Source organism: Leisingera sp. SS27, assembly GCF_028368855.1.
GTDB lineage: Bacteria > Pseudomonadota > Alphaproteobacteria > Rhodobacterales > Rhodobacteraceae > Leisingera.
Genome location: NZ_JAQNCY010000013.1, coordinates 92,704 through 118,355, shown reverse-complemented (window position 1 = coordinate 118,355; position 25,652 = coordinate 92,704). Strand labels below are relative to the sequence as shown.

Here is a 25,652-nt window from a genome sequence, read left to right as displayed (position 1 = left end):
CACTGCGGCGGAGACGATGTTCTCAGACGCAATCAGCTCGATCTCGTCGCGCTGGCGGCCCAGCTCCGCCGTGATCGAGGCATAAAGTTCAGGATCGCGCTCAGAGAGGGATTGGGTGAAAAAGCCGGTGTCACGGGTCGCTTCAGTCATGGTGGCTCCGTTGGAGTAGGGATCAGAATTGAGCGATTTCCTATCGGAAACTTCCTTGCGCAGGAAGCCTGTAAAGCGACATTTCCCTGCGACAGAACGGCAACTATGGTCATCGGCGGAAAGCTGTGATTGTTTCGGAACCAGATGCCTAATACCGGAAACAGGTTTCATGAGTTTGAGAATCGCCTTTCTGGCCAGTGACGTTGATGTGGCCCAGGATGCGCTGGCTGAATTGAGCCGCCGCTACGGCCATGTGCCGCCGGATGAGGCCCAGGTGATCGTGGCGCTTGGCGGCGACGGGTTCATGCTGCGCACCCTTCATACCATGGTTGACCATCCGGCGCCGGTCTATGGCATGAACCGCGGCACCGTTGGCTTCCTGATGAACGAATACCGCGAGGACGGGCTGATCGAACGGCTCGAAGAAGCGGTGCAGGAGATCATCAACCCGCTGTCGATGACCGCGATGGACCGCCGCGGCGAGGTGCACAAGGCGCTGGCGATCAACGAGGTTTCGCTGCTGCGGGCAGGCCCGCAGGCGGCGCGGCTCCGGATTTCGGTGGACGGGCGGATGCGGATGGAGGAGCTGGTCTGCGACGGCGCGCTGGTTTCCACCCCGGCCGGATCCACCGCCTATAACTACTCTGCCCATGGGCCGATCCTGCCGATCGGCTCCGATGTGCTGGCACTGACAGCCATTGCAGCCTTCCGCCCGCGGCGCTGGCGCGGGGCGCTTTTGCCCAGCAATGCGATGGTGCGCTTTGATGTTCTGGAAGCGGACAAGCGGCCGGTGATGGCTGACGCCGACTCGATCTCGGTCGCTGACATCGACTGGGTTGAGATCCGCACCGATACGCAAATACGCCATAAAATCCTGTTCGATCCCGGCCATGGGCTGGAAGAAAGACTGATCTCCGAACAGTTTACATGATTGTTTAACGCGGGGTTCACGAGTCTGTGAACCTCCCGGTAACCATTCCGTGCGAGGATTTATCCACAGGCCGATGCCGTTGGCATTGCCTGAGGCTGCTAAGCCGATGTGCCGGACCGGCGGTTTTAATGTGTTCCAGTTTTGTGATTTGCGCCGGTCTGGCCCGGCTCGCCTGTGCGTATTCCTGCAGGCGGGAAGTGCGGCGCTGTTAGTGAGTGCCATGGGTCAGAAAGGACCCCGGGAGCAGCTGAGGCCGTTCCCGGGGACTTCTTTTTGTTCTATGTCATCGAGATCTGCAGGCTGCCAGGCGGCTGTGCACAGACCTGTGAAACAAACACAAGCGCGTGAGGCAGGTGACGGATGCAGTCAGCGCCTTCATGAACTGGAATGACCCGTCACCCGGCTTGTTTCAACACTGCGCGTCATTGCTTTGGCCTGGTCATTCCGCCGAACGGCGGCCTCCCTCAATTGGCTGCGCTGTATATCTCGTCAGAAAGAGCAGGCGGATGGTGCCGAGGGCCGAAAGGCCATAACGCTGCCGCGGGGCGGGGCGCTAGACGCCGCCGCCTGCTGCCATCTTCTCCCACAGCGGCAGGCACATGCGGCCGGCCCGGGCCTCAATCGCAGCGCAGGCGTCCACCGCAAGATCCTCGCGCCAGCGGCGGGCGGCAATTTGAATGTTGATCGGTTGCAGGCCCTTTGGCAGTTCTGCCAGACGGGCTGGGACCGAGGCGGCGGGAAGCCCCAGGAAATTCATCGCATAAGAATAGACCGCGCAGCCCAGAACTTCATGCACGCCTGCCGCGCCTTCTGTGTCCCGGTCCGGTTTGAAGAAGGGCTGCGGCAGGAATGGCGAGACCACCAGCGGATACTCCTCCATGAACAGCGACCATTCCCGCGCATAAAAGGTCCGCTTGGCCATCATTTGCAGCAGCTCATCCCCGGCAAATGGGGGGAACTCCTGGAAATAGACGGCAAAGATGTCGCGCACGGTCTGGGAGCCGGCGGCATCCACATCGTGTTTCATCAGCGCATAGATCTCGCCCATCAGCGCGCGGTAGCCAGTGCGCCCGGCGTCGAACACGTTGGGCGGCTCCACCTCTTCGACTTGGTAGCCTGCATCGCTCAGTGCATCGCGGGCGAAGTCCAATGCGGCCTCGACCTCGGGGTGCAGGTCATAGCCATGGGTGTTCTTGGTGAAGGCGACCTTAATAGGGGGCTCCAATGCTTCACCGCGCCAGGGGATCGGCAAATGGAAAGGGTCGCGGGGATCTGACGCGATCAGCGATGGCATCGACAGGTGCAGATCCTCAGCACTGCGGGTGATCAGCCCCTGCACCGACATCAGCTGCGCCAGCAAGCCCCGTTCTGCCGTCTGGCTCGGGTTCCAGGCGGGTACCCGGCCAAGCCCAGGCTTGACGGTCACCGCGCCATTGGCGGCGGCGGGAAAACGCAGGGAGCCGCCGATGTCATTGCCGTGCGCCAGCGCGCCGATCCCGGCCATCACCGCCGCCCCCGCACCGCCGGAGGAGCCGCCCGGAGAAATATGCCGCCCCCAGGGATTGTGGGTGCGCCCGTGCAGCGGGTTGTCGGTATCAGCGCGGAAGGAAAACTCCGGCGTGTTGGTGCGCCCGATCACCACCGCGCCGGCCTTTTGCAGGTTCTCCACCACCGGGGCGTCTGCCGGGGCGATCAGGTCCTTCAGCGCGGTGACGCCGTTGGAGGTGGCGTGGCCCTGCTGGTCGATGTTGATCTTGATGGTGACCGGCACGCCGTGCAGCGGTCCGGGTACCGCGCCGCTCTCGCGTGCCTTGTCCAAGGCACGGGCGCGGTCCAATGCCTCGCTGCTCAGATCCACGACCACCGCATTCAGGTCCGGATTCACCGCGTGCATCCGGGTGATGGAGGCCTGCACCGCATCTTCTGCGCTGACATCGCCTGCACGGGTCAGGGTTGTCAGTTCAGTTGCGCTCAGGCGCCATAAGTCTGCATTTGCCATCTGCTCTTCTCCCTGACCGCAGCCTAGGCGGGCAGGGGAGAGTTGCAAGGAAAACCAGGCGGCAGACCGCCGGAATTCTGCGGGAATTCCGGCCCGTTTTCCGGCGCGGAAAACAGGCTCCGCCTGCGGGCGGAGCCTTCAAAAATCCTCTCAGGATTTTTGGCCGTTTCCCGCACCGGGAAACGTGCGCGTTACTTGGCGTAGCCGATGGTCTGCAGCGCCGCGGTGATCTCGTCCAGAATGGCCGGATCGTCGATGGTCGCAGGCATCTTCCAGGGGGTGCCATCCGCGATGTTCACCATGGTGCCGCGCAGGATCTTGCCGGAGCGGGTCTTGGGCAGGCGGTCGACCACCACTGCCAGCTTGAAGGCGGCGACGGGACCAATCTTTTCACGCACCAGTTTGACCACCTCGGACACCACTTCCGCACTGTCGCGGTCAGCACCGGCGTTGAGGCAAAGGAAGCCCACCGGCATCTGCCCCTTGAGGCTGTCGGCGACGCCAATCACCGCGCATTCGGCGACATCCGGGTGGCCTGCCAGCACTTCTTCCATACCGCCGGTCGAAAGGCGGTGGCCCGCCACGTTGATCACATCATCGGTGCGCGCCATGATATAGAGATAGCCGTCTTCGTCCTTCATCCCGGCATCGCCGGTCTCGTAATAACCGGGGAAGGTGTTGAGGTAGCTCTTCTTGAAGCGGTCCCCGGCGTTCCACAGGGTCGGCAGGGTGCCCGGCGGCAGCGGCAGTTTCACCGCAATCGCGCCCAGCTCGCCCGGCGCCACCGGGTTGCCGCCTTCATCGAGGATATCCACCTCATAGCCCGGCATCGGCACGGCGGGGGAGCCGAGTTTCGTCGGCAGCTCCTCGATCCCCAAGGGGTTTGCCGCAATCGACCAGCCGGTTTCTGTCTGCCACCAGTGGTCGACCACCGGCACCTTCAACTGTTCCTGTGCCCAAGTGATGGTGTCCGGGTCAGCGCGTTCGCCGGCCAAGTAGACCTGCTGCAGGCAGCTCAGGTCGTATTCCTTGACAAATTCGCCTTTCGGATCCTCCCGCTTCACTGCACGGAAGGCGGTGGGGGCGGTGAAGAAGCTCTTCACTTTATGCTCGGAAATCACCCGCCAGAAGGTGCCCGCATCCGGTGTGCCGACCGGCTTGCCCTCGAACACGATGGTGGTGTTGCCGTGAATGAGCGGCCCGTAACAGATATAGCTATGGCCCACGACCCAGCCCACATCGGAGGCGGCCCAGAACACGTCGCCGGGATCGACATTGTAGATGTTCTTCATGGTCCAGTTCAGCGCCACCAGCTGGCCCGCGGTGTGGCGGATCACTCCCTTAGGCTGGCCGGTGGTGCCGGAAGTATAGAGGATATACGAGGGGTGGTTGCCCTCGACCGGCACACATTCCGCAGGCTCCACGCCGTACTGAAAACCGTGCCAGTTCACGTCACGACCGGGCACCAGATCTGCCACTTCCTGCTCGCGCTGGAAAATCACGCAGAAGTCGGGTTTGTGGCCGGCCAGGTCGATGGCGCCGTCGAGCAGCGGCTTGTAGTGCACAATCCGGCCCGGCTCGATGCCGCAGGAGGCGGCGATGATCGCCTTGGGCTTGGCATCGTCGATCCGCACCGCCAGTTCATTGGAGGCAAAGCCGCCGAAAACCACCGAATGCACCGCGCCGATGCGGGCACAGGCCAGCATTGCCTCCAGCGCTTCGGGGATCATCGGCATGTAGATGATGACGCGGTCGCCTTTTTCCACGCCCTTGGCGCGCAGGGCGCCGGCCAGGGTGGCGACACGGTTGCGCAATTCGACATAGGAGATTTCGCGCTTGGTGTGGGTGACCGGGCTGTCGTAGATGATCGCGGTCTGCTCGCCGCGGCCCTGTTCCACATGGCGGTCGACGGCGTTGTAGCAGGTGTTCACCTTGGCGTCGGCAAACCACTCATAAAGGCCTTCACCCTTGTCAGACAGGGCCTGCTTGGGGGCTTCATCCCAGCTGATCGACTGGGCGGCCTCCATCCAGAAACCTTCCGGATCCTGTTTCCAGGCGGCGTAAATATCCTGATATCCCATGGTGTTCATCTCCTCCTGCCAATTGCGTAGGCGACAAAGCGGCGGGCGGGCAAGTTTTGCCGCGGCTTCACGCAAGGTTCGTCAAGGAATTTACAGGTTTCGGCCGGATTTGCGCGCTTGATTTACAGGATTTACAGGTCCGCTCCAATTTGCACTCTGCGTGTTTTGCAAAGTGGTATTTGCTGCAGAATAATCCGGAACCGTGGAGAACTTTTGCAAACTTGCAAAATCGGGCTGCCGAACAAGTGGCACTGCCGCCGGGAATCACCCGCCTGAGGATTTTGCGTAGCGGGGCAGGCTGTCTTTCAGCTCCAGCCAGCTCACATGGTCGGAATGGAACACATGGAACTTGGGCGGCATCTGGCTGGGGCTTTCCAGCGTCGCGGTGTAAAGGTGGATGTTCACCGGATCGCGGGCCGTCCGATAGGCCATCTGCGTGCCGCAGGCTCCGCAGAACAGCCGCTCGACGCCTTCCGATGAATTGTAGACCTTCGGTGAGGCGCCGGACCATTCCACCGCCTCATGCGGCAGCCCGAAAAATGCGGTGACAGGTGCCGCGCAGTTGCGGCGGCAGTCGGCGCAGTGGCAGTAGCAGCTCCAGGCCGCCTCGGCCCGGCTCTCCCAATGCACTGCGCCGCAGTGGCAATGCCCTCTCATGTCCGGCCTCCCTGATTGGGCGGCCGGCAAGTGGGGCCGCGCAGTTAACCGTAGTGCGCGACCGGGGTTCCGGCAATGGCCGCCATGTTCAGAAGGCCCCGCGCGGTGATCGAGGGGGAGACGATATGGGCGCGGTTGCCCATGCCCATCAGGATCGGCCCCACTTCCAGCCCGCCGGCCCGCATCTTGAGGATGTTGCGCACGCCCGATGCCGCATCGGCATGGGCGAAGATCAGCACATTGGCGGCCCCGTCCAGCCGCGAATTGGGGAAGATCCGCTCCCGCAGTTCCGGGTCCAGCGCGGTGTCGATGTTCATCTCGCCCTCATAGACGAAATCGCGGCGCTTATCGTCGAGGATTTCGATCGCGGCACGCAAGCGGCTGCCGGTGTCGCAGGAGATATTGCCGAACTGCGACTGCGAACACAGCGCGATTTTCGGCGCAAGGCCAAAGCGGCGCACGTGGCGTGCGGCGCCGATCACGGTTTCGGCGATCTGTTCCGGTGTCGGCTCCACATGCACATGGGTGTCGGCAATGAACAGCGGGCCGTCTTCCAGGATCATCATCGACAGCGCGCCATGCGGTGAGTAGGTGCCGCCGCCCAGGACCTGCTGCACATAGTTCAGATGCCAGCGGTATTCCCCGAATGTGCCGCACAGCAGGCTGTCCGCCTCGCCGCGGTGCACCATGATGGCGCCAATTGCGGTGGTGTTGGTGCGCATGATTGCTTTGGCCAGATCCGGCGTGACGCCGCGGCGCTGCATCAGCTTGTGATAGCTGTTCCAGTAGTCGCGGTAGCGCGGGTCGTTTTCCGGGTTCACCAGCTGGAAATCCCGGCCCGGGCGCACATCCAGCCCCAGCCGTTCGCAGCGGCGTTCTATAACTTCCGGGCGGCCGATCAGGATAGGGGTTTCTGTGGTTTCTTCCAGGATGGCCTGGGCTGCGCGCAGCACCCGCTCATCCTCGCCCTCGCTGAACACGATGCGGCGGGCGGCGGCGCGGGCGGCCTCAAACACCGGGCGCATCAGCAGGGCGGACTTGAACACCGTCTGGTTCAGCTTCTGCTTATAGGCCTTCATATCTTCGATGGGCCGGGTCGCCACGCCGCTTTCCATCGCCGCCTTGGCCACGGCGGAGGACACAACCGCCACCAGCCGCGGATCAAAGGGTTTCGGGATCAGGTAATCGGCGCCAAAGGTCAGCTGCTCGCCCTTGTAGGCTGCCGCTGCCTCAGCCGAAGTGGTGGCGCGGGCAAGTTCGGCAATACCGTCGACGCAGGCGATCTGCATCTCGTCGTTGATCTCTGTTGCGCCCACGTCCAGCGCGCCCCGGAAGATGAAGGGGAAGCACAGCACGTTGTTGACCTGATTGGAGAAATCGCTGCGCCCGGTGGCGATGATCGCATCCGGCGCCACCTTGCGCGCCTGGTCGGGCATGAGCTCCGGCGTCGGGTTGGCGAGCGCAAAGATGATCGGGCGCTTGGTCATCTTGGCAACCATTTCCGGCTTCAGCACATTAGGCCCGGAGAGGCCCAGGAACAGGTCGGCACCGTCCATCACCTCGTCCAGCGTCCGCAGGTCCGAGGCCTGGGCAAAGGCTGCCTTCTGCGGGTTCATGTCTTCTTCGCGGCCCTCGTAGACCAGCCCGTGAATGTCGCAGAGCCAGATATTCTCGCGTTTGACACCCAGTTTCAGCAGCATGTTCAAGCAGGCAATCCCTGCCGCGCCGCCGCCGGTGGAGACGATCTTGATGTCCTCAAACGATTTGCCCGCCACATGCAGTGCGTTCTTGGCTGCGGCGCCGACCACAATTGCGGTGCCGTGCTGGTCGTCATGGAACACCGGGATGTTCATCCGCTCGCGGCAGAGTTTTTCCACCACAAAGCAGTCGGGCGCCTTGATGTCCTCTAGGTTGATCGCGCCGAATGTCGGCTCCAGCGCACAGACGATATCCGCCAGTTTCTCAGGGTCGCTTTCGTTCACCTCGATGTCGAAACAGTCGATGCCTGCGAAGTTCTTGAACAGGACCGCTTTGCCCTCCATCACCGGCTTGGAGGCCAGTGCGCCGATGTTGCCGAGGCCCAGAACCGCTGAGCCGTTGGACACAACCGCAACCAGATTGCCGCGCGAGGTATAGCGCGCTGCGTTGGCCTCATCCGCCTTGATCTCCACGCAGGCCTCCGCCACACCGGGTGAGTAGGCGCGGGAAAGATCGCGGCCGTTGGCCATCGGCTTGGTCGCGCGGATCTCCAGCTTACCGGGGCGGGGGAACTCGTGATAGTTGAGTGCGGCTTGCCGCGTGCTCTGTGAATCGGACATCTGGCGCTCCTCGGAAAGGGTATTGTTTAGCGTTAAACCATTTTTTCTGCCGGAAACATAGCCCAAACTGACGCAAACGGACGCGGCGGCAGCGCGGACGGCGGGTTCTTGCATAAACCTTGCCGCAGGGTCACTGTCCTGCCAACAGACCAGGGAGTAAAAAATGAGCGAAACAATCGCCGAGATCCGCCTGCCGACGGATGAGCTGCGCAATGATATTCCGTTTTATACCAAGGTGTTGGGTATGAAGATGGACATGATCTATCCGGCGGATGATCCCCGTACCGCGGTGTTCTCCGGCCACGGGCTGCGGCTCCGGGTTGAGAAAGGCGCAGAGGAATCCCCGGGCACTATCCGTATTCTGACTGAAGATCCTGATGGATTTGCCGAAGGGCAGCGCCGCCTGATCGCGCCCAACGGAACGAAGATCGAGATCGAGGAGCGGCACCCGCCGATGGTTATGCCGGAAACGGTGCACAGCTTCGTGGTCCGCCGGCTGAAAGATCAGGCGCCCTGGATCATTGGCCGCGCGGGTATGCATTACCGCGATCTGGTGCCGGACCGGCTGGGCGGGTCTATCATCGCCAGCCACATCCGCATCCCCGACGGCGGTCCGGTGCCGGATATGGTGCATTTCCACCGTGTTGGCTTCCAGCTGATCTTCTGCATCCACGGCTGGGTTGATGTGGTCTATGAGGATCAGGGCGAGAGGATGCGGCTCACGGCGGGCGACTGCTTCATCCAGCCGCCGGAAATCCGCCACCGGGTGCTGGAGGCCAGCGACAACGTGCAGGTGATCGAGATTGGCGTCCCGGCAGAGCATGTGACGGAGATCGACCACGGGATGACCCTGCCGACGCCGCACTACCGCCCCGAACGGGAATGGCAGGGCCAGCGCTTTGTCTACAACAAGGCGGAAGGTGCCGAATGGATGCCGTTCCGCCTGCCGGGCTATATCTGCCGCGACACCACGATTGCCGAGAACACCAAGGGCGTCGCGGGCGTGCAGGTGGTGCGCCGGGGCGAGGATGAGCCGCAATGGGCGGCGCATGACACCGATATCCACTTTACCTTTGTGATGAACGGCGCAGTCACGTTGGAGGGCGAGGGCCGCGAGCCGTATCAGCTGGAGCAGGGTGATGCATTTGTGATCCCGCCGGGCATGAAGACCCGCCTCAGCGCGCCGTCTGATGATGTGGAGTTGCTGGAGGTGACGCTTCCGGGAGTGTTCAACACTACGCTGGTCTGAACCTGGTGCGGCGTAAAGAATTGCATCCGGGGGCTTCCGCTTCCCGGAGCAATTCAGCTATCCTGCGGCATCTTGACCAAATGATCAAAAATCGGGGAATCGCCATGAGCCTCAAAGCCGCCGCTGCTGCTGTCCGTGAAAACGCCCACGCGCCCTATTCCAACTTCAAAGTCGGCGCCGCTGTCCGCTCTGCCTCCGGTCAGATCTATGTGGGCTGCAACGTCGAAAATGTCGCCTACCCGGAGGGCACATGTGCCGAGGCCGGCGCCATCGCCGCGATGGTGGCCGCGGGGGAGACGGAGCTGGCGGAGGTTTATGTGATTGCCGACTGCCCGACCCCGATCACGCCCTGCGGCGGCTGCCGCCAGAAGATCAAGGAATTCGCCAGCGGCGATGTGAAAGTCATCATGGCCACCACCGACGGCGCCGAGCAGGAAACCACCATCGGCGGCCTGCTGCCGGGCGCCTTTGACGCGGACCATATGGAGCGCAGCTGATGGATGCCCGCGCCATCAATACCTGCCTGCGCCGCGGTGAGACCCCGGGTGAGGAGGCGCTGCGCTGGTTTGCCCAAGGCCTGGCCAGCGGCGCCGTCTCGGATGCGCAGGCGGGCGCCTTTGCCATGGCTGTCTGCCTGCAGGGCCTGAGCGTCGAGGGCCGCCGCGCCCTGACGCTGGCGATGCGCGACACCGGCGATGTGCTGGCGTGGGATCTGGACGGTCCGGTGCTGGACAAGCATTCGACCGGCGGTGTGGGCGACTGTGTTTCGCTGCTGCTGGCACCCGCGCTGGCGGCCTGCGGCGCATACGTGCCGATGATCTCGGGGCGCGGGCTCGGCCACACTGGCGGTACGCTGGACAAGCTGGAAGCCATCCCCGGCGTCTCCACCAGCGTCAGCGAAGACCACCTGCGCCGCATGATGCAGGACATGGGCTGCGCCATTGTCGGCGCCACGGCGCAGATCGCCCCTGCGGATAAACGCCTTTACGCAATTCGCGATGTGACTGCGACGGTGGAAAGCCTCGACCTGATCACCGCCTCGATCCTGTCCAAGAAGCTGGCAGCAAGCCCGGATGCGCTGGTGCTGGACGTCAAGATCGGCTCCGGCGCCTTCATGAAAACCGCGGGTGACGCCCGCGCGCTGGCGCAGTCGCTGTGTGATACGGCCAATGCTGCAGGCTGCCAGACCTCGGCGCTGATCACCGACATGAACCAGCCGCTGGCGCCCGCGCTTGGCAACGCGCTTGAGGTGGCAGAGGTGATGCGGGTGCTGACCGGCGGCGCATCCGGGCCATTGGCGGAAATCTCGGTAATTCTCGGTGGCGAGCTGCTGGTGCTCGCAGGCCTCGCAGCAGATGCGGAGGAGGGCGCGTCCAAGATCAGTGCGACGCTCAGCGATGGCCGCGCGGCAGAGCGGTTTGCCAGGATGATTGCTGCCATGGGCGGGCCCGCGGATTTTGCTGTGAAATGGCAGGATCATCTGCCGGGCGCGGAAGTGGTGCGCGATGTGAAGTCGCCCGCAGCCGGGCACATCACCGCCATGAACGGCGAGGCGCTTGGCCTGGCGGTCGTCGCCCTTGGCGGCGGCCGGATGGTGGAGAGCGACAAGATTCATCCGGGCGTCGGCATCTCGGACATTGTCCGCCTGGGACAGCCCGTCGGGGCAGGGGAGGCCCTAGCCCGCATCCACGCCGCCAGCGATGAGGCCGCAGATATGGCAGAGGCCGCTTTCCTGGCCGCCATCGCCATCGGTGATGCGCCGGGCAGCCTGCCGCCGCTGGTTCACGAAAGGATCTCCTGATGCCCCGCGCCTTTCTTGTGGTGATGGATTCTGTAGGCATCGGCGGTGCGCCGGATGCCGGAACGTTCTTCAATGGCGATCTGCCGGATCTGGGCGCCAACACGCTGGCCCATATCGCGCAGGCCTGCGCCGCAGGTCAGGCGGAGGAAGGACGCAGCGGTCCCTTACAAGTTCCGACCATGGAGCGTCTTGGCCTGGGTGCTGCCATGCGGCTGTCGTCCTCAGTGCCGTTTCCCGGATTGGACGCAGCGCCGCAGGGCCGCTGGGGCTGTGCCCGTGAACTGAGCCGCGGCAAGGATACCCCGTCGGGCCATTGGGAGCTGGCAGGGCTGCCGGTGCCCTGGGACTGGCATTACTTCCCCGATCAGGCGCCGTCGTTCGCCGAGGACCTGACTGCTTTTGTCGCGGAACAGGCAGGCACCGATGGTATCCTCGGCAACTGCCATGCCTCCGGCACCGTGATCATCAATGACCTCGGGTCGGAGCACCTGCGGACTGGTAAACCGATCTGCTATACCTCCGCCGACAGTGTCTTCCAGATCGCTGCGCATGAGGAGACCTTTGGCCTCGACCGCCTGCTGAAGCTCTGCGAGGCCGTTGCCCCGCATCTGCACGCGATGAAAGTGGGCCGTGTCATCGCGCGCCCGTTCCTGGGTTCGGCAGAAGCGGGCTTCACCCGCACCACCAACCGCCGCGACTATGCCATAACCCCGCCAGCCCCGGTGCTGACCAACTGGGTGCAGGACGCAGGCCGCAAGGTTCATGCGATCGGTAAGATTGGCGACATCTTCACCATGTCCGGCATCGACACCCTGAAAAAGGGGGCGGATGCCCAGCTGATGCAGCACCTGTGCGACGCGGTGGAGACAGCGGAGGACGGCAGCCTGACATTTGCCAACTTCGTCGAGTTCGACAGCCTTTACGGCCACACCCGCGACATTTCCGGCTATGCCCGGGCACTGGAGTGGTTTGACGCCGAACTGGGCCGCCTGCTGCCGCGTTTGCGCAAGGGTGACATGCTGGTGCTGACCGCCGACCATGGCAACGACCCTAGCTGGCCCGGCACCGACCACACCCGCGAACAGGTGCCGGTGCTGATCGCAGGGCTTGACGCGGGCCCCATCGGGCAGGTCAAATTCGCCGATGTTGCGGCCTCAATCGCCGCCCATCTGGATGTGCCGGCCCAAGGCCCCGGTAAAAGCTTTCTTTGACCCCATGGTCAAAACACGCTTGCCTGCCGCGACCAAGCCCGTAAAAGCGCACAAAGCCAAACACTAGGAGTGCCCCATGACCGACCACCTGACCGTTGTTGATCACCCGCTTGTGCAGCACAAGCTGACCCTGATGCGGGACAAGGGCACGTCCACGGCCGGTTTCCGCCGGCTGCTGCGCGAGATCACCCAGCTGCTGGCCTACGAGATCACCCGCGAAATGCCGCTGACCACCACCAGCATCGAAACCCCGATGGAGGAGATGGAGGCGCCGATCCTCGCGGGCAAGAAGCTGGCCCTGGTGTCTATCCTGCGCGCGGGCAACGGCATGCTGGACGGTGTGCTGGAGCTGATCCCCTCCGCCCGCGTCGGGTTTGTCGGTCTTTACCGCGACGAAGAAACCCTGGAGCCGGTGCAGTATTACTTCAAGGCGCCCGAGGGGCTGAAGGACCGGCTGGTCATCGCCGTTGACCCGATGCTGGCCACCGGCAACAGCTCAGCTGCCGCCATTGACCTGCTGAAAGAAGCCGGCGCCAACAACATCCGCTTCCTGTGCCTGCTGGCCTCGCCCGAAGGCGTCGAGCGGATGAAGCAGGCCCACCCGGATGTTCCGATTGTGACCGCCTCTCTGGACCGCGAGCTGAACAAGAAGGGCTATATTCTGCCCGGGCTTGGCGATGCGGGCGACCGGATGTTCGGCACCAAATAATCTGCCGCCGCCAGGGCGGGGATTGCCCGTCCTGGCGGCAGTATCCGGCGGCGGGCGTTGAATTGGTTTCAATTCATGCAAAAATTGCCGCCATGCCGGCCTATTGTCGCTGCGGAAACTTTACTCACAGGCGAGACTCGGGCATCCTGTAGCCATATTTTGTGGGGCTCAGGAATGAAAATAACTAGAATTATTGCACTGGCCATCATCGCGGGGACTAGCAGCGCAGCAGGGATACAGGCACAAACCCTGCGCAACGCCAGCCCGCCAGCCGAATATCCGCCGCTTTCTTATAAGGGAAAGCAGTACGTGGACAGCCGGGGCTGCATTTACATCCGGGCAGGCATTGACGGGGAAGTGAACTGGGTGCCGCGGGTCAACCGCGCCCGCAAGCATCTTTGCGGTTACGCCCCGACCCGGGTGGCCGGGACCACGCGGCAGCGGCAGACTGCGTCAAAGCCGGAACTGATCACTCTGTATCCGGGCCAGCAGCCGGCACAGGCCGCTGCAGCCAAACCTTCCGGGGCAGCACAGGCTGCCGCGCAGCCAAACGTTGTGACAACCGCCAAGCCTGTCCGCAAACAGCAGCCTTCCAGCGTGCAGCCCGCTACGGTTGCGGCAGTGCCGGTGCCCCCCAAGCAGCCGGTCAGGAAGGCCGCGCCGGCCGCAGCAAAACCCGCAGCTGCGGCGCAGCAGCCTGCGAATACTGCGGGCTGTGACGGTCTGTCCGATATCAGCCGCCAGTACAGCAACTCCGCCGACGTGCGCTGCGGCCCGCAGGAGGACCCCCCGGTCAGCTTTGGCGGACCGCAATCCTCAGTGCGGATCACGCCCAACACCCGCGTGGTGCAGACGCATATCTACCAGGACCGCCGGCTCAGCAACAGCTTCCAGGTGCCCAAGGGGTACCGGCCGGTCTGGACCGACGGCCGGCTCAACCCGCAGCGGGCAGAGCGCACGGTGCGTCCGGCGGTGATCGTCAGCAACGTCCAGGCCCCGGCAGGCTATGAGCTGGTGGAGCGTGAGGATGGCCGGATGAACCCGATGCGCGGTGTGCGCACGCCTGACGGCGATGCGCAGATGGCGCAGATCTGGACCCGCGGTGTGCCGCGCAAGCTGGTTCAGATGCCGTTGGACCGGCCCACGGTCACGCTGCCGCGCGATGCGCGTGTCAGCCCGGCTGAGGCCCGGCCGAAGGGCCTGCGCCTGTCTACCCGCTCGGCCCCCGGTGCCGCGGCACCGGAACAGGCAGCTGTCAGCCGCCGTTATGTCCGGGCAGCCACCTATGCAGATCCGGCCCAGGCCAGCGCGGCGGCCCGCAAACTGGCCGCCAGTGGTCTGACAGTGCGTCTGGGCACCGTCAGCCGCAAGGGCCAGCCTTTCAAGGTGGTTCTGGCAGGGCCATATCAGGATGGCGGCCAGGCTGCCGAAGCTTTGGCCAAAGTGCAGCGCGCCGGCTTCAGCGGCGCCAGGCTCAGCAAATAAGATACTGAATTACCAGATGGACAGGCCGGGCCGCTGCCCGGCCTTTTGTTGCGGCCTGGCAAGTGTAGGTTAGCGACGGCGGCAGGTGAAAATGACAGCCTCCAGCGGCATCCGCAGCGGTGGCGGCCCGAAACGCGCGCGCAACGCGTCCAGAATGGCGCTGGCGACCTCATCAGGATCAACGCCGCCGCGGCCGCGGATTTCATCAATCATCGGATTGCCATAGACCAGTGCCTCGGCAAATTTCTCGGGATCTTCAATTGTCTTGTTCAGCGCGGCAGTCTCGTGAGAGACCTCTGACCAGTCTTCCGTGTTCAAATCCGCTGTAACAGATTCCGGGATGCCGTAATGGAACGGCACCTTGTAAAAGCCTGGTGGATCATCCGGGAAAAACTGTGCAGCGACGGCGTCGGCAATTCCGGCAAACGGGTTCCGCGCCATCGGCGCCCAGACGCTGAAGATATAGTGCCCGCCGGGTTTCAGCACCCGCGCGGCCTCCCGGAAGGCGGCAGGCTTGTCCGGAAAGAACATGACCCCGAACTGGCAGGCAATCAGGTCAAAACTGCCATCGCCAAAGGGCAGCGCCATCGCGTCAGCGGGCTGGAAGGCGGCATTTGTGGTGTCAGAGAGTTTCGCCTTTGCCAGCGCCAGCATTGGCGCGTTCAAATCCGTGATGGTCAGTCTGGTGTCTGGTGGCAGCCTGCGCCGCAGCCGCTGCGAGACGATGCCGGTTCCTGCGGCCAGTTCCAGAACGTCCTTGGCTGCGAAGGCACCGCAGCGTGCAGCCAGGTCATCAGCATAATTGAAGAAAACCACCGGCCCGAGGCCGCTGTCATAGTAACTCGGAATGTCTCCGGTGAAACTGGCTGAGCTTTCTGGCATGTCTCCCGTCCCCCCATCATGCGTTTGCGCAGATTTGACGATCTTAGCAGATCCGGCGCCTTTTCGCGATTGGCAGGGAGGGGAGCGGGATCGTGAAGCAGGATCAGCCGCAGATGTTTTGCAGCTGTACCCAGTCTCGGTCGTTCAGCACCGGCTCCAGCTCGCGGCCGGCCATCGGGTCGGCTTCGATGAGCCCCAGCACCGTTTCGCCGGTGATGTCCAGCGCATAGGCATAAGGTGAGGAGGGCAGCGCGGCGCGGGCAAACTCCGCCAGCAGCACCTCGTCGGGCAGCTGGGGCCGGGGGCTGGACAGGGTGGCCTCGGAGTAGGCGTCCAGCGCCGCGCGGTCAAGTTCGCCGGTGGTCAGCAGCTTGAAGGTCGACATAAATCCGCCGGCCTCCAGCAGCTCCTGCATCGGGTCGCTGGCTCCGGCCCGGGCGCGTTCTGCAAGGATGGCCCCGGCAGCTACCGCCGGATCTTCGAAATCCTCCACAAAGGACCGGTTCAACAGAACAATGCCGCCGGGCAGATGCAGGCTGCCGGGGATGCCGGACCGCAGCACTGCCAGCTGCCGCACGCCGGTGCGCTGTGCCAGGACCCGCAGTATCGGGGCGGCCTCGGGGGTGGCGCAGGCCGGGCCTGAAACCCGCTCTATCCGGCCCAGCAGCGCCTGTCCGATGGCTTTGCGTTTGATGTCCGGCACCACGCCGACCGCATGGCGCGTCACCGCTCCCGGCAGCCACAGAACCAGCAGCGCCAGCACCAGCGCCAGGGTGCCCAGGATACTGACCGCCCGCAGCCTGCCGGGCCGTGCGCGCGACCGTCCGATGGCGTCTTGCACACGGGCTATGGCCTCCAGCATGGCGGTCTCATCCTCCGCCAGCTCCAGTGTCTCACCGGGGTCGCCGTCCGGGTGGAACAGGGCGGGGAACGCGCCCGGGTTGGCGCGCTCCACTGCCGCCAGCGACCAATGCGCCAGCGGCTGGTCGTTCATGCTGGCAATGGTCAGTGTTGCGTCCCCCAGCGAGATGATCACATCCCGCCGCTGCGCCTCAGGATCCGCGCGCCACAGGCCCGCAGCCTCCAGCCGCTCAAATTCCTTCAATGCCGTCATGCAGCTTGCCCGGTCCCCATCCGTATCATTGTTGCCAGAATAAGCGCATAAAACAGGGGCGGCAATTTGCTTTGCCGCCCCCGGATGCTGTTTCGCCGTGAAAAGTTAAAGGTTCTTGGCGATTTTCCTCAGTTCGAACTTCTGGATCTTGCCGGTTGAGGTTTTGGGCAGCTCCTGGAACACCACCTTCTTGGGTGCCTTGAAGCCTGCGAGTGTCTCACGGGTGAAGGCGATCAGTGCCGCTGCGTCTTCCTTTGCGCCGGCCTTCAGCTCGACAAAGGCGCAGGGCACTTCGCCCCATTTCTCATCCGGCATCGCTGCAACGGCGGCCAGCAGCACATCGGGGTGCGCCATCAGCACGCCCTCCACCTCGACCGAGGAAATGTTCTCGCCACCGGAAATGATGATATCCTTGGCCCGGTCGGCGATCTGGATGTAGCCGTCGGGGTGCTGCACCGCGAGGTCGCCGGAGTTGAAGTAGCCGCCCTTGAACGCTTCGGCCGTGGCCTCCGGGTTCTTCAGATAGCCTTTCATAACCACATTGCCGCGCAGGGCAATCTCGCCTTGGGCTTGGCCGTCCATTGGCAGCACATTGTGCTCGCTGTCGCGCACCACTACCGGCTCCAGCATCGGCATGGCAACACCCTGGCGGGATTTTTTGGCCGCAATGCCCGCCTTTTCCAGCGCGTCCCAGTCCTCTGCCTTCCAGTAGCATTCGGTGACATGGCCGAAGGTTTCGGTCAGCCCGTAAACATGGGTGATGTTAAAGCCGAGGTTTTCGATCTTCGACAGTGTCGCCGGGGCAGGCGGGGCGCCGGCGGTGAAGACCTCCACCGTGTGATCGAAGGTGCGGCGCTCCTCGTCCAGCGCGTTGACGATCATGTTCAGCACGATCGGGGCACCGCCGAAATGGGTGACGCCCTCGTAATGGATGGCATTATAGATGTTCTGCGCGCTGATGTCGCGGCAGCAAACCAGGGTGCCGCCGACAAGCGGCATCATCCAGGTGTGGTTCCAGCCGTTGCAATGGAACAGCGGCACGATGGTCAGATAGACCGGGTGCAGCACCATCCGCCAGGACACCACCGTGCCCATGGTCATCAGATAGGCGCCGCGATGGTGATAGACCACGCCCTTGGGCCGCCCGGTGGTGCCGGAGGTATAGTTCAGCGCCAGGCTTTCCCACTCGTCCTCGGGCATGATCCACTGGAAGTCCGGGTCGCCGCTGGCCAGCAGCGCCTCGTATTCCATGTGGCGGCCCGTGGCGTGCCAGCTGGCCTGATCATCAGCCACTTCAATGAGCACCGGGGCCGGGCCGTCCATCTCCTCGACGGCGGCCTCGGCCAGTTCCAGGAACTGCGGATCGACCAGCACCGCCTTGGCCTCACCGTGCTCAAAGATATAGGCGACCGTGCCCACGTCCAGACGGGTGTTGATGGTGTTCAGCACCGCACCGCAGGCGGGTACGCCGAAATGCGCCTCTGCCTGGGCGGGGATGTTCGGCAGCAGGGTCGCTACCACATCGCCGGGCTTCACCCCCAGCTTGACCAGGCCGGAGGCCAGCCGGGTGCATCGCTCATGGTATTCCGCATAGGTCTTGCGGTGCTTTCCATAGCTGACCGCGAGGCGGTCCGGAAAAACCTGCGCCGCCCGCAGCAGATGGCTGAGCGGCGACAGCGGCACATAATTTGCGGCGGTCTTTTCCAGACCGGTTTCATCCGCCATCCACCCCATCAGTTTCCTCCCCTGAATCACTTTGGTGTCGCTTAGAGGACAGATATTGCGGAAAGTTGCGGGCAATGGGAAGGGTATGAAACAAACAGCCGCACTCTCCGCGCCGGGCACCAGCCAGACCGCAGCCGCGCAGTCTATGCTGGCGGCAATGCTGATTATCGGCATCACCGACAACGCCGTGCCGCTGATGGCGGAGACCATCGGGCTGGGCCAGTTCTATCTGTTGCGCACATTTGTCGCACTGCCGTTCCTGTGGCTGATGGCGCGCGCTGGACTGGGCGGGCTGCGCTGCCGCAACTTCGGCGCGGTGCTCTTGCGGGCGGTACTGGTGGCGGTGTCGATGGTGTTCTACTTCACCGCCGTGGCGCTGATGCCGATTGCCCAGGCTCTGGCGGGGCTGTTCACCTCGCCGATCCTGATCGTGGTGATCTCCGTTCTGTTTCTGAAAATGCGGATCGGCTGGATCCGGGTTGCCGCTGTTGCGGGCGGCTTTGCTGGTGTTCTGATGGTGCTGCAGCCGGATACGGCGGCTTTCAATTGGCTGATCCTGGTACCGGTGGCAGGCGGGCTGTTCTATGCGCTCGGCTCACTGGCGACGGGGTTGTACTGCCAGGGCGAAAGCACGGTTGCGATGCTGTTCATCTACCTGCTGGTGCAGGGGGTGCTTGGCGCCATGCTGCTGGCGGGGCTGGAGATCTGGCCGCAGGATGTGCCTGCCGGCTCGGACGGGTTTGCCGTCCGCGGCTGGGTCTGGCCGCTGTGGGACATTTCCCACCTGATCCTGCTGCAGGGCTGCGCGGCGGTGGGCGGTGTATTCCTGATCACCAAGGCCTACCAGCTGGGCGAGGCATCTTATGTCGCTGTGTTCGAATACTCGGTGATGATTGTCGGGCCGGGTGTCGCCTGGGCCTATTGGGGGCAGCTGCTGAACATCTGGCAGATGCTGGGCATTGGACTGATTATCGCGGCCGGCACCACCATCGCGCTGCGTTCGAAGTGAAGGGAAGGGGCGCTGCCCCTCTTGGCCCTGCGGGGCCAATTCACCCCGGAGTATTTTCGCAAAGGTGAATGCGTCAGGGGGCGGCGTGCAGCTGCGGGCATAACTCCGCCATTTGCAATTGCAGATCAATCTCCTAGGGTCGGCACATGATCCTGTCCCAAGGCCGCGGCTACGTTTTCATCCACATCCCCAAGACCGGCGGTACTGCACTGGCACTGGCGCTGGAGGCACGCGCCATGGCGGATGACATGATGCTGGGCGATACGCCCAAGGCGCTGAAGCGCCGCCGCCGCCTGAAGGATGCTGAAGCCCGCGGGCGGCTGTGGAAGCATTCAACCCTGGCCGATATCGAGGGGCTGGTGCCGCAGGACATTCTGCGCAGTTTGTTTGCCTTCACGCTGGTGCGCAATCCCTGGGACCGCGCGGTCAGCTATTACCACTGGCTGCGGGAACAGAGCTTTGCGCATCCGGCTATCGCTCTGGCGAAGGCATTGGAATTCCGTGCCTTTGTGCAGCACCCGCAGATCATCTCGGCGTTCCGCGGCAGCCCGGCGTCCTCATATATGCGCCATGCGGACGGGAGCGAGCAATGCCAGCTGTATATCCGGCTGGAGCATTTCAGCAGTGATGCGCAGCCGCTGTTTGATCACCTCGGGTTTTCGCTGAGGCTGCCGTTGGAAAACGAAAGCACCCGGCAGCGGGACTGGCGTATCTATTACGACGATGCCGCGGCGGAGGCTGTGGCCAGCGCCTGCGCGCAGGATATCGCGCAATTTGAATACTCTTTTAACGATTCTGTCCTATCCAGGGAGCGTGAAGAGCGCTGAGGGCGCCTGGCCGGGGCCTATTCCGGTAAAGGTTCGGCAGATTGGCGCAGTAACGTGAACAATGTCCGGTTTTTGCCTTAGTTCTGTCCCATAAGTGGCAAGGAACAAGGAAAAAAATCGATCCGGCCGGCGGGATTCCCGCTGTGCCGGCAGGAAAGGAAAGCGGATGCTGGACTGGCTTTTGAAACGCACCAGCACCCCGGCAGGCGGGGTCATGAACAGCGGCTTTCCCCTGGTCCCGGCGGGCCAGGGCGGCTTTCTGGCAGGCACCCATGTCGCCTCCAACCTGGGCTGGCGCCCGGTGGAGGCACTGACGCCCGGCGACAAGGTGCTGACCTTCGATCACGGAATGCAAACCGTGGTGGAGCTGCAACGCGAGGTCCTGATCCCGGCGGAGGGTGACTTGGAACCCGCCCGCTGCCCGCTGTTCGTGCCGCGTGATGCGCTGATGAACCGGGTGCCGATGTGGCTGATGCCGGATCAGGGTGTGCTTCTGGAAAGCGAGCTGGTGGAGGATGCTCAGGGCGATCCCTTTGCCGTTGTCCCGGCCTGCACGCTGGAAGGCTACCGCGGCATCCGCCGGATGCATCCGGGCGCCCAGCTGGAACTGGTGATGCCGCGTTTCGCGGAGGATCAGGTGATCTATCTGGAGGCTGGGATGCTGGGCTATTCGGCTGCCCCGGCAAATCTGATGTGCGGCCGGGTGTTCGCAGAACTGGGCGCCTACCGCGTTCTGGATCCGGATGAGGCCCGCGGCCTGGTTCTGACGATGATGGCTGACGACGCGTTCTGGCCCGCAGGCACCGCTTCCGGTGCGGCGCAGCCCGAAATCAGAATATAAACATCGGCTTTCAAAATTTTGAAGTATAGCAAAAAAGGCCAGCGCATCTGCGCTGGCCTTTTCTCATTTCATGCCTGTCTTCAGGCAGCGGCGGATGTCTCCGGGGCAAAGCGGGTATAGAAGCTCTGGCCCTTCTCCGCCATTTCGCGCAGCAATGCCGGGCAGGCGAAGCGGTCGCCGAACTGCTCTGTAAGGCTGTCGCAGCGCTCTGCCGCATAGGGCGTGCCGAGGATGTCCAGCCAGCTGAGCGGACCGCCGGACCACGGCGCAAAGCCCCAGGCCAGAATGGCACCGACGTCGCCCTCGCGGATGTCCATCAGCACGCCTTCCTCCAGCGCGCGCACGGCCTCAAGCACCTGCGCGAACATCAGCCGCTCCTGCACCTGGATCAGGTCGGGCTGTTCGGCCGCCAGCGGGTACTTCTCCTGCAGGCCTTTCCAGTATTCGACGCGCTTGCCCTTGTCGTCGTACTCAAAGAAGCCTGCGTTCGACTTGCGGCCCAGACGGCCAAGTTCTTCCATCCAGAAGATCAGGTCATCTGCCGGGCTCTCCGGATACGCATCGCCCATCGCCGCCTTGGTGGCGCGGGCAATCTTGGCGCCCAGATCGATTGAGGTCTCATCGGTCAGCTGCACCGGTCCCACCGGGAAGCCCAGCTGCCGTGCCGCGTTGTCGATCAGCACCGGGCTCACGCCCTCGGTGATCATCCGCAGACCCTCGTTGATGTAGGGCAGGATGCAGCGGTTGGCGTAGAAGAAGCGCGCATCGTTCACCACAATCGGCGTCTTGCGGATCTGGCGCACATAATCCAGCGCCTTGGCCACCGCGCGGTCGCCGGTCTCCTTGCCCTTGATGATCTCCACCAGGAACATCTTCTCAACCGGCGAGAAGAAGTGGATGCCGATGAACTGCTCCGGGCGGCTTGACGCCTTGGCCAGCTCGGTGATCGGCAGGGTTGAGGTGTTGGAGGCAAAAATGCAGTCCTCGGGGATGATGGCCTCGACCTTTTGGGTCATCTCGGCCTTGACGCCCGGGTCTTCGAACACGGCTTCGATGATCAGATCGCAACCCTTCAGCGCGTCCAGATCCGGGGTGGCGGTGATCTGCGCCAGCAGCGCCTCTTTCTTCTCCTCGGTTGCCTTGCCGCGCTTGATGCCCTTGTCCATGTAGGCGGCGGAATAGGCCTTGCCCTTGTCCGCGGCGTCCTGGTCACGGTCGATCAGCACCACCTCCATGCCGGCCTGAGCCGAGACCAGCGCGATGCCCGCGCCCATCATGCCCGCACCCAGCACGCCGATTTTCTTCACCGACTGATCCGGCACATCCTTGGGCCGCACCGCGCCTTTTTCCAGCGCCTGCTTGTTCAGGAACAGGCTGCGGATCATGGCAGAGGACGACGGGTTCATCAGGACGGACGTAAAGTGCCGGGCTTCGATCTTCAGCGCGGTGTCGAAATCGACCAGCGCGCCCTCGTAGATCGAGCTGAGAAGTGCCTTGGCCGCCGGGAACGCGCCCTGGGTCTTGCCGTGGACCATGGCGGAGGCGCCGACAAAGGTCATGAAGCCCGCGGGATGGTACGGCGCGCCGCCCGGCATCTTGTAGCCCTTGGCGTCCCAGGGTTTGACCAGATCCGCATCCTTGGCGTTCAGCACCCAGTCCTTGGCCGCCGCCAGCGCATCATCCGCAACCGCGTCGATCAGCTGCGCGCCCTTGGCTTTCTTCGGATCCATCATCTTGCCTTCCAGCAGGACAGGGGCCGCCGCCATCGCGCCCACCATGCGGGAATAGCGCATGGTGCCGCCGCCGCCGGGGAAGATGCCGATCATGATCTCCGGCAGGCCGATTTTGGCCTTGGGGTTGGAGGTCATCACCCGGTGATGGCAGGCCAGCGCAATTTCCGTGCCGATGCCGGCGCAGGTGCCATTGATCGCACAGGCCACCGGCTTGCCGCCCTTCTTGGTCTTGGGGTCCATGCCTGCGAGTTCAAGTTTGCGCAGGATGCGGTGGCCGCCCATCGTGAAGTCGAACAGCCCCTGGGCCGGGTTGTCACCTGACTCCTCGCGGATGGTGGCCAGCACATTCAGGTCCATGCCGCCGGCAAAGTCCTTCTTGCCGCTGGTGATCACGATGCCCTTGACGGCATCGTCCTCCAGCGCCCGGTCCACGTATTCCTCCACCAGGCCAAAGGCCTCGCGGGTGAGGACGTTCATGGACTTGCCTTCCGCGTCCCAGGTGATGATTGCGACGCCGTCTGCGTCCACGTCGTATTTGAAATCGCTCATGTGTCTTCTCCGGTCTGGTCAGCCGTCAGCGGGCTGCCGTCCTTGCGGGTAAAGGTGAACTCGCCGCCTGCGAATTTCACCATCATGTCCAAATCGCTGTAATAGCCGGTCTCTGTCGGGGTGCGGGTGCCCACCACCAGAAAGGCGGCAGGCTTGTCCGAGCGGTTCACCAGATGGTGGCCGTTCTCGTCCCCCGCCGGGAATGCTGCGCAGTCTCCGGGCATCATCTCATGCGCGCCCTGATCGTCGATCAGGGTGCAGGTGCCCTCGGTCACCATCAGGAACTCGTCCTGCTCCATATGGTAATGGCGCAGGGAGGAAGCCGCCCCAGGCGCCAGCCGCACGATGTTGACACCGAACTGGCTCAGCCCGCCGGGATCCCCCAGCGGCTGCACGCTGCGGCCCGCGCAAGGCTCGGCCAGCTTGCCGGGATAGCCCGATCCGGTCCGCCAGGGCAGTTGGGAAAGGTCCAGCTTCGGCATCAGACACGCTCGATGATGGTTGCGGCGCCCATGCCCGATGCGATGCACAGGGTGGCGAGACCCATTTCCTTGTCCTGCCGCTCCAGTTCATCCAGCAGGGTGCCGATGATGATCGCGCCGGTAGCGCCCAGCGGATGGCCCATGGCGATGGAGCCGCCGTTGACGTTCACCAGCTCCGGATCGACGTCGAACGCCTGCTGGAAGCGCATCACGACAGAGGCAAAGGCTTCGTTCACCTCAAACAGGTCAAGGTCGCTGATTTTCATGCCGTTGTCGGCCAGGATTTTCTCGGTCACCGGCACCGGGCCGGTCAGCATGATGGTCGGGTCGGTGCCGATCTTGGCGGTGGCCTTGATCCGGGCGCGCGGCTTCAGGCCATGGCGTTCACCGAACTCCTTGTTGCCGATCAGCAGCGCCGCTGCGCCGTCCACGATGCCGGAGGAGTTGCCCGCGTGGTGGATATGGTTGATCCGCTCCAGATGCGGATATTTCAGCATCGCGACCTTATCAAAGCCCGGCATCTGCTCGCCCATCATCTGGAAGGCCGGGTTCAGCGAGCCAAGCGCCTGCATGTCGGTGCCGGGGCGCATGTATTCGTCGTGGTCCAGGATCGGCAGGCCGTTCTGATCCCGCACGGTAATCACCGACTTCTCGAAACGCTTCTCTTCCCAGGCCTTGGCGGCCCGGCGCTGGCTCTCCATTGCCAGTGCGTCCGCCTGGTCCCGGGTGAAACCGTACTCGGTTGCGATGATATCTGCCGAAATACCCTGCGGAACGAAATAGGTGTCCATCGCCAGCGAGGGATCAACCGCAATTGCCGCGCCGTCCGACCCCATGGCCACCCGGCCCATCATCTCGACACCGCCCGCGATATAGCCATCGCCCGCGCCGCCCTTCACCTGGTTTGCCGCCAGGTTCACCGCTTCCATGCCGGAGGCGCAGAAGCGGTTGATGGCGAGGCCCGGAATGCGCTCATCCAGGTCGGAGGCGAGAACCGCGGAGCGCGCCAGGCAGCCGCCCTGTTCCATCACCTGGGTCACGTTGCCCCAGATCACGTCCTCGACCGCGTGGCCTTCCAGGTTGTTGCGTTCCTTGATCGCGTTCAGCGTCAGGGCAGAGAGGCGGACCGAGGTCACCTCATGCAAGGAGCCGTCCTTGCGTCCCTTGCCGCGCGGGGTGCGCAGCGCGTCATAGATATATGCGTCTGTCATCTTGCTCTCCTCAGGCCCGGTCCGAAGGGTTGCCGGGCATCAAATCATAGGGGTGTTTCCAGCCGGGCTGCGCGCTGATGCGGGTGAGCCAGGCGTCTATACGGGGCCAGTCGGCCCGGTCAAAGCCGAAGGGTTCGGGGTAATAGAGGTAGCTGCAGCAGCTGATGTCGGCATTGGTGAGGCCATCGCCAACAATCCATTCGCGGCCCTCCAGATGGTGTTCCAGCGTGGCATAGGCAGCCTTCAGGCGGCCCTGCATGAAGCTGATGACTTCCTGCGAACGGTGCTGTTCCGGCAGGAAGTTGATCAGAAACCGGGTCATGCCGGCCTGGCTGGACATCTTGTGATTGTCCCACAGCACCCAGCGCAGCGCCTCGTATTTATCCTCGGGGCGGCCGCCGAATTTGCCGGTCTTGTCGGTGACATACTGCTGGATCGCGCCCGACTGGCTGAGTGTTACATCCCCGTCTACCAGAACCGGCGCCTCGGCCATGGCAGAGAATTCCCGGAATTCCGGAGTGCGTGCCGCGCCGCCGAAGAAATCGACAAAGACCGGTTCCCAGTTAAGCCCGGCCAGCTCCAGCGCCAGCGCGGCTTTGTAGGAGTTGCCGCTTTCGCCAAAGCAATGCAGTTTGAGTGTCATTTGTTGCTCCCTGTTTCGGATGGCGGAGCGGGGGTTTCACACCCC

The 25,652-nt window shown here is 63.5% G+C and carries 21 protein-coding genes and 1 pseudogene; 10 read left to right on the top strand and 12 right to left on the bottom strand.

Annotated features, from left to right (window positions below):
- A pseudogene (gene glyA / locus N6L27_RS20300) lies at window positions 1-150 on the bottom strand (serine hydroxymethyltransferase); the annotation flags it as partial.
- 169 nt (window positions 151-319) lie between these two features.
- Here glyA and N6L27_RS20295 point away from each other — a divergent pair.
- A complete protein-coding gene (locus N6L27_RS20295; protein ID WP_222502918.1) occupies window positions 320-1,081 on the top strand; it encodes an NAD kinase in 762 nt (253 codons plus the stop codon).
- Between the two features lie 553 nt (window positions 1,082-1,634).
- On the opposite strand, the gene N6L27_RS20290 is transcribed toward N6L27_RS20295, so the two are convergent.
- The 4 genes from N6L27_RS20290 to N6L27_RS20275 form a co-directional block, all read right to left on the bottom strand.
- Complete coding sequence (locus N6L27_RS20290; protein ID WP_271909248.1) at window positions 1,635-3,080, bottom strand: amidase family protein; 1,446 nt, start codon at window positions 3,078-3,080, stop codon at window positions 1,635-1,637.
- A gap of 191 nt (window positions 3,081-3,271) precedes the next feature.
- A complete protein-coding gene (gene prpE, locus N6L27_RS20285; RefSeq protein WP_271909247.1) occupies window positions 3,272-5,161 on the bottom strand; it encodes a propionate-CoA ligase PrpE in 1,890 nt (629 codons plus the stop codon).
- A 264-nt stretch (window positions 5,162-5,425) separates the two neighbouring features.
- On the bottom strand, window positions 5,426-5,818 hold the full coding sequence (locus N6L27_RS20280) for a GFA family protein (RefSeq protein ID WP_271909246.1): 393 nt from the start codon (window positions 5,816-5,818) through the stop codon (window positions 5,426-5,428).
- A gap of 44 nt (window positions 5,819-5,862) precedes the next feature.
- Complete coding sequence (locus N6L27_RS20275) at window positions 5,863-8,136, bottom strand: NADP-dependent malic enzyme (protein ID WP_271909245.1); 2,274 nt, start codon at window positions 8,134-8,136, stop codon at window positions 5,863-5,865.
- A 163-nt stretch (window positions 8,137-8,299) separates the two neighbouring features.
- Here N6L27_RS20275 and N6L27_RS20270 point away from each other — a divergent pair, with 163 nt between their 5' ends.
- The 6 genes from N6L27_RS20270 (at window position 8,300) to N6L27_RS20245 (ending at window position 14,591) form a co-directional block, all read left to right on the top strand.
- Window positions 8,300-9,385 (top strand): cupin domain-containing protein, encoded by a 1,086-nt coding sequence (locus N6L27_RS20270; protein ID WP_271909244.1) that lies wholly within the window; start codon window positions 8,300-8,302, stop codon window positions 9,383-9,385.
- Between the two features lie 20 nt (window positions 9,386-9,405).
- Window positions 9,406-9,882 (top strand): cytidine deaminase, encoded by a 477-nt coding sequence (locus tag N6L27_RS20265; RefSeq protein ID WP_271909253.1) that lies wholly within the window; start codon window positions 9,406-9,408, stop codon window positions 9,880-9,882.
- Window positions 9,882-11,186, top strand: coding sequence for a thymidine phosphorylase (locus N6L27_RS20260; protein ID WP_271909243.1), 1,305 nt, complete (start codon window positions 9,882-9,884; stop codon window positions 11,184-11,186). Before N6L27_RS20265 ends, N6L27_RS20260 begins: the two co-directional genes overlap by 1 nt.
- Window positions 11,186-12,397: a phosphopentomutase gene (locus N6L27_RS20255; protein WP_271909242.1), complete on the top strand. Its 1,212-nt coding sequence runs from the start codon at window positions 11,186-11,188 to the stop codon at window positions 12,395-12,397. Before N6L27_RS20260 ends, N6L27_RS20255 begins: the two co-directional genes overlap by 1 nt.
- A 76-nt stretch (window positions 12,398-12,473) precedes the next feature.
- Window positions 12,474-13,106 carry a uracil phosphoribosyltransferase gene (gene upp, locus N6L27_RS20250; RefSeq protein ID WP_065266360.1) on the top strand — a complete coding sequence of 211 codons (633 nt, stop codon included), beginning with the start codon at window positions 12,474-12,476 and terminating at the stop codon, window positions 13,104-13,106.
- A gap of 309 nt (window positions 13,107-13,415) precedes the next feature.
- Window positions 13,416-14,591, top strand: coding sequence for an SPOR domain-containing protein (locus tag N6L27_RS20245; RefSeq protein WP_271909241.1), 1,176 nt, complete (start codon window positions 13,416-13,418; stop codon window positions 14,589-14,591).
- A 69-nt stretch (window positions 14,592-14,660) separates the two neighbouring features.
- Here N6L27_RS20245 and N6L27_RS20240 read toward each other — a convergent pair whose 3' ends face one another.
- The 3 genes from N6L27_RS20240 to N6L27_RS20230 all read right to left on the bottom strand — a co-directional run bounded on the left by N6L27_RS20240 (window position 14,661) and on the right by N6L27_RS20230 (window position 18,321).
- A complete protein-coding gene (locus N6L27_RS20240) occupies window positions 14,661-15,473 on the bottom strand; it encodes a class I SAM-dependent methyltransferase (RefSeq protein WP_271909240.1) in 813 nt (270 codons plus the stop codon).
- 103 nt (window positions 15,474-15,576) lie between these two features.
- Window positions 15,577-16,587, bottom strand: a complete 1,011-nt coding sequence (locus N6L27_RS20235; protein ID WP_271909239.1) for a hypothetical protein — start codon at window positions 16,585-16,587, stop codon at window positions 15,577-15,579.
- 105 nt (window positions 16,588-16,692) lie between these two features.
- Window positions 16,693-18,321 (bottom strand): AMP-binding protein, encoded by a 1,629-nt coding sequence (locus tag N6L27_RS20230; RefSeq protein WP_271909238.1) that lies wholly within the window; start codon window positions 18,319-18,321, stop codon window positions 16,693-16,695.
- 76 nt (window positions 18,322-18,397) lie between these two features.
- Between N6L27_RS20230 and N6L27_RS20225 the strand changes: the two genes are divergently transcribed.
- The 3 genes from N6L27_RS20225 to N6L27_RS20215 all read left to right on the top strand — a co-directional run bounded on the left by N6L27_RS20225 (window position 18,398) and on the right by N6L27_RS20215 (window position 20,989).
- Complete coding sequence (locus N6L27_RS20225) at window positions 18,398-19,321, top strand: DMT family transporter (protein WP_271909237.1); 924 nt, start codon at window positions 18,398-18,400, stop codon at window positions 19,319-19,321.
- A gap of 146 nt (window positions 19,322-19,467) precedes the next feature.
- On the top strand, window positions 19,468-20,148 hold the full coding sequence (locus tag N6L27_RS20220) for a sulfotransferase family 2 domain-containing protein (RefSeq protein WP_271909236.1): 681 nt from the start codon (window positions 19,468-19,470) through the stop codon (window positions 20,146-20,148).
- 166 nt (window positions 20,149-20,314) lie between these two features.
- Window positions 20,315-20,989, top strand: a complete 675-nt coding sequence (locus N6L27_RS20215) for a Hint domain-containing protein (protein WP_271909235.1) — start codon at window positions 20,315-20,317, stop codon at window positions 20,987-20,989.
- Window positions 20,990-21,069: 80 nt separating this feature from the next.
- Here N6L27_RS20215 and N6L27_RS20210 read toward each other — a convergent pair whose 3' ends face one another.
- The 4 genes from N6L27_RS20210 to N6L27_RS20195 are packed head-to-tail and all read right to left on the bottom strand — an operon-like array spanning window position 21,070 to window position 25,607.
- Window positions 21,070-23,271: a 3-hydroxyacyl-CoA dehydrogenase NAD-binding domain-containing protein gene (locus N6L27_RS20210; RefSeq protein ID WP_271909234.1), complete on the bottom strand. Its 2,202-nt coding sequence runs from the start codon at window positions 23,269-23,271 to the stop codon at window positions 21,070-21,072.
- Window positions 23,268-23,753, bottom strand: coding sequence for a cupin domain-containing protein (locus N6L27_RS20205; RefSeq protein WP_271909233.1), 486 nt, complete (start codon window positions 23,751-23,753; stop codon window positions 23,268-23,270). The genes N6L27_RS20210 and N6L27_RS20205 overlap by 4 nt, the downstream gene beginning before the upstream one ends.
- Window positions 23,753-24,964 carry an acetyl-CoA C-acetyltransferase gene (locus N6L27_RS20200; protein ID WP_271909232.1) on the bottom strand — a complete coding sequence of 404 codons (1,212 nt, stop codon included), beginning with the start codon at window positions 24,962-24,964 and terminating at the stop codon, window positions 23,753-23,755. The genes N6L27_RS20205 and N6L27_RS20200 overlap by 1 nt, the downstream gene beginning before the upstream one ends.
- A 10-nt stretch (window positions 24,965-24,974) precedes the next feature.
- Window positions 24,975-25,607 carry a glutathione S-transferase family protein gene (locus N6L27_RS20195; RefSeq protein ID WP_271909231.1) on the bottom strand — a complete coding sequence of 211 codons (633 nt, stop codon included), beginning with the start codon at window positions 25,605-25,607 and terminating at the stop codon, window positions 24,975-24,977.
- Between the last annotated feature and the right edge of the window lie 45 nt (window positions 25,608-25,652).

Excerpts from the sequence above, each read along its gene's own strand:
- N6L27_RS20295 (WP_222502918.1), top strand. The coding sequence starts at position 320 with ATGAGTTTGAGAATCGCCTTTCTGGCCAGTGACGTTGATGTGGCCCAG.
- N6L27_RS20215 (WP_271909235.1), top strand. The coding sequence starts at position 20,315 with ATGCTGGACTGGCTTTTGAAACGCACCAGCACCCCGGCAGGCGGGGTC.
- N6L27_RS20225 (WP_271909237.1), top strand. The coding sequence starts at position 18,398 with ATGAAACAAACAGCCGCACTCTCCGCGCCGGGCACCAGCCAGACCGCA.
- N6L27_RS20200 (WP_271909232.1), bottom strand. The coding sequence starts at position 24,964 with ATGACAGACGCATATATCTATGACGCGCTGCGCACCCCGCGCGGCAAG.
- N6L27_RS20220 (WP_271909236.1), top strand. The coding sequence starts at position 19,468 with ATGATCCTGTCCCAAGGCCGCGGCTACGTTTTCATCCACATCCCCAAG.
- N6L27_RS20260 (WP_271909243.1), top strand. The coding sequence starts at position 9,882 with ATGGATGCCCGCGCCATCAATACCTGCCTGCGCCGCGGTGAGACCCCG.
- N6L27_RS20270 (WP_271909244.1), top strand. The coding sequence starts at position 8,300 with ATGAGCGAAACAATCGCCGAGATCCGCCTGCCGACGGATGAGCTGCGC.
- upp (WP_065266360.1), top strand. The coding sequence starts at position 12,474 with ATGACCGACCACCTGACCGTTGTTGATCACCCGCTTGTGCAGCACAAG.
- N6L27_RS20255 (WP_271909242.1), top strand. The coding sequence starts at position 11,186 with ATGCCCCGCGCCTTTCTTGTGGTGATGGATTCTGTAGGCATCGGCGGT.
- N6L27_RS20210 (WP_271909234.1), bottom strand. The coding sequence starts at position 23,271 with ATGAGCGATTTCAAATACGACGTGGACGCAGACGGCGTCGCAATCATC.
- N6L27_RS20275 (WP_271909245.1), bottom strand. The coding sequence starts at position 8,136 with ATGTCCGATTCACAGAGCACGCGGCAAGCCGCACTCAACTATCACGAG.
- N6L27_RS20230 (WP_271909238.1), bottom strand. The coding sequence starts at position 18,321 with ATGGGGTGGATGGCGGATGAAACCGGTCTGGAAAAGACCGCCGCAAAT.
- N6L27_RS20205 (WP_271909233.1), bottom strand. The coding sequence starts at position 23,753 with ATGCCGAAGCTGGACCTTTCCCAACTGCCCTGGCGGACCGGATCGGGC.
- prpE (WP_271909247.1), bottom strand. The coding sequence starts at position 5,161 with ATGGGATATCAGGATATTTACGCCGCCTGGAAACAGGATCCGGAAGGT.
- N6L27_RS20240 (WP_271909240.1), bottom strand. The coding sequence starts at position 15,473 with ATGCCAGAAAGCTCAGCCAGTTTCACCGGAGACATTCCGAGTTACTAT.
- N6L27_RS20280 (WP_271909246.1), bottom strand. The coding sequence starts at position 5,818 with ATGAGAGGGCATTGCCACTGCGGCGCAGTGCATTGGGAGAGCCGGGCC.
- N6L27_RS20290 (WP_271909248.1), bottom strand. The coding sequence starts at position 3,080 with ATGGCAAATGCAGACTTATGGCGCCTGAGCGCAACTGAACTGACAACC.
- N6L27_RS20195 (WP_271909231.1), bottom strand. The coding sequence starts at position 25,607 with ATGACACTCAAACTGCATTGCTTTGGCGAAAGCGGCAACTCCTACAAA.
- N6L27_RS20235 (WP_271909239.1), bottom strand. The coding sequence starts at position 16,587 with ATGACGGCATTGAAGGAATTTGAGCGGCTGGAGGCTGCGGGCCTGTGG.